Here is a 2,960-nt window from a genome sequence, read left to right on the forward strand (position 1 = left end):
CCTCGGCGGGCCCGAGGCATCCCGCGACCGCCACGTCGCGCGCGGCAAGCTGCTCCCGCGCGACCGCGTCGAGCGACTGCTCGACGAGGGCAGCCCCTTCCTCGAGCTCGCGCCGCTCGCCGCGGGCGACCTGTACGACGACGACACGCCCGCCGCAGGCGTCATCGCGGGCGTCGGCCTCGTGCACGGGCGCCCGGTCATGGTCGTCTGCAACGACGCGACCGTCAAGGGCGGCACCTACTATCCGATGACCGTCAAGAAGCACCTGCGCGCGCAGGAGGTCGCCCTCGAGAACCGCCTGCCGTGCGTCTACCTCGTCGATTCGGGCGGCGCGTTCCTGCCCAAGCAGGACGAGGTGTTCCCCGACCGCGACCACTTCGGTCGAATCTTCTACAACCAGGCCAACCTCTCGGCGCGGCGGATCCCCCAGATCGCGGCGGTCATGGGCTCGTGCACGGCCGGCGGCGCCTACGTCCCGGCGATGAGCGACGAGACCGTGATCGTGCGCGACCAGGGCACGATCTTCCTCGGGGGCCCGCCGCTCGTGAAGGCCGCGATCGGCGAGGTCGTCACCCCCGAGGAGCTCGGCGGCGGCGAGCTGCACGCCCGCACCTCGGGCGTCACCGACCACCTCGCCGAGGACGACGAGCACGCGCTCGAGCTCGTCCGCGACATCCTCACGACCCTGCCGCCCGTGCCCGAACGCGCATGGGCCGTGCGCGAGCCGCGCGAACCCGCCGTCGACCCGTCGACCCTCACTGCGGCCGTGCCCGTCGACGTGCAACAGCCCTACGACGTGCGCGAGGTCATCGCGCGACTCGTCGACGGCAGCGAGTTCCACGAGTTCAAGAAGGAGTACGGCGACACGCTCGTCACCGGTTTCGCCTGGATCGACGGGCACCCCGTCGGCATCGTGGCGAACAACGGCGTGCTCTTCAGCGAGTCCGCCATGAAGGGCGCGCACTTCATCGAGCTCTGCGACCAGCGGGGGATCCCGCTGGTGTTCCTCCAGAACATCTCGGGCTTCATGGTCGGCAGCGACGCCGAGGCCGGCGGCATCGCCAAGCACGGCGCCAAGATGGTCACCGCGGTGGCCACGACCCGCGTGCCGAAGTTCACGGTCGTGATCGGCGGCTCCTTCGGCGCCGGCAACTACTCGATGTGCGGCCGGGCGTACTCGCCCCGCTTCCTCTGGATGTGGCCCAACGCGCGGATCTCCGTCATGGGCGGCGAGCAGGCGGCATCCGTGCTCTCGACCGTCAAGCGCGACCAGATGGCCGTGCGCGGCGAGGACTGGTCCGCCGATGCCGAGGAGGCCTTCAGGGCGCCGGTCCGCGCGCAGTACGACGCACAGGGAAGCCCGTACCACTCCACGTCGCGGTTGTGGGACGACGGCGTCATCGCGCCCGGCGACACCCGCACCGTGCTCGCGCTCGCCCTCGAGCTCGCCAGCCGCACCCCGCTGCCCGAGCCCCGCTTCGGCCTGTTCAGGATGTGATGGGAATGTTCGACCGTGTCCTCGTGGCCAACCGCGGCGAGATCGCCGTCCGGATCATCCGCACGCTGAAGCGCCTCGGAATCCACGCGATCGCCGTGTACTCCGACGCCGACGCCGGGGCGCCGCACGTCGCGCTCGCCGACGAGGCCGTGCGCATCGGGCCGGCGCCGGCGGCCGAGAGCTACCTGGACCCCGCGCGCATCGTGCGCGCCGCGCTCGACACGGGTGCGCAGGCGATCCACCCGGGCTACGGCTTCCTGTCGGAGAACGCGGCGTTCGGCCGCGCCTGCGCCGAGGCCGGCATCGTCTTCGTCGGGCCGGGAGCGCTCGCGCTCGAGGTCATGGGCGACAAGATCCGTGCGAAGCGGCACGTCGAGGCGTCGGGCGTGCCCGTCGTGCCCGGGGTCAGCGAGCCCGAGGCCACCGACGACGAGCTCCTCGACGCGGCGCCGCTCGTCGGGTTCCCGATCCTCGTCAAGCCGTCCGCCGGCGGCGGCGGCAAGGGCATGCAGGTCGCGCGCGACCAGGCGGAGCTCGAGCACGCGCTGCCCGCGGCCCGGCGCGTGGCCCGTGCCGCGTTCGGCGACGACACGCTCCTGCTCGAGCGCTTCGTCGAACGTCCTCGCCACATCGAGGTGCAGGTCCTCGCCGACGCCCACGGGAACGTGATCCACCTGGGCGAACGCGAGTGCTCCCTCCAGCGGCGCCACCAGAAGGTCGTCGAAGAGGCGCCGTCACCGCTGCTCGACGCCGCGACGCGCGAGCGCATCGGCGCCGCGGCATGCGACGCCGCCCGCAGCGTGGACTACCTCGGCGCCGGCACCGTCGAGTTCTTGGTCTCGGATGCCGCCCCCGACGAGTTCTTCTTCATCGAGATGAACACCCGCCTCCAGGTCGAGCACCCCGTCACCGAGCTCGTCACGGGCGTCGACCTGGTCGAGCAGCAGTTGCGCATCGCGGCCGGCGAGCCGCTCGCGATCGGACAGGACGACGTGCGCATGACCGGGCACGCGATCGAGGCCCGCGTCTACGCCGAGAGCCCCGAGCGCGGGTTCCTGCCGTCGACCGGCGACGTGCTCGCATGGCGTGCACCGTCCGGGGAGGGCGTACGCGTCGACGCGGGCATCCGCGAGGGCCAGCGCATCACGGCCGACTACGACCCGATGATCGCCAAGGTCATCGCCCACGGAGACGACCGCGCCGAGGCGCTCGAGCGGCTCGATGGCGCACTCGCCGACACGGTGCTGCTGGGCGTCGAGACGAACGTGGCGTTCCTGCGGACGCTCCTCGCGCACCCCGACGTGCGCGCCGGGCACCTGGACACCGGGCTGATCGACCGCCTCCCCGAGGCGACCGCAGCTGGTGCGCTCGCGGACGCCGGGAGCGATCCGGCGACGGGTCCGACGTCCGATCCGCTCGAGCAGGTCGCCCGCGCCGCGCGCGAGCGGGACGCGCGTGCCGC

Annotated in this window: 2 protein-coding genes; both read left to right on the forward strand. The window is 72.6% G+C overall.

Annotated features, from left to right (window positions below):
* Window positions 1-1,498: carboxyl transferase domain-containing protein (locus tag ESO86_RS14650; protein ID WP_129235650.1), on the forward strand; the 1,498-nt coding region annotated here is incomplete at its 5' end.
* Between the two features lie 5 nt (window positions 1,499-1,503).
* A partial coding sequence (locus ESO86_RS14655; protein ID WP_207207161.1) for an acetyl-CoA carboxylase biotin carboxylase subunit occupies window positions 1,504-2,960 on the forward strand: 1,457 nt, incomplete at its 3' end.

The sequence above is a fragment of the Agromyces binzhouensis genome (genome assembly GCF_004135055.1).
Classification (GTDB): Bacteria; Actinomycetota; Actinomycetes; order Actinomycetales; family Microbacteriaceae; genus Agromyces; species Agromyces binzhouensis.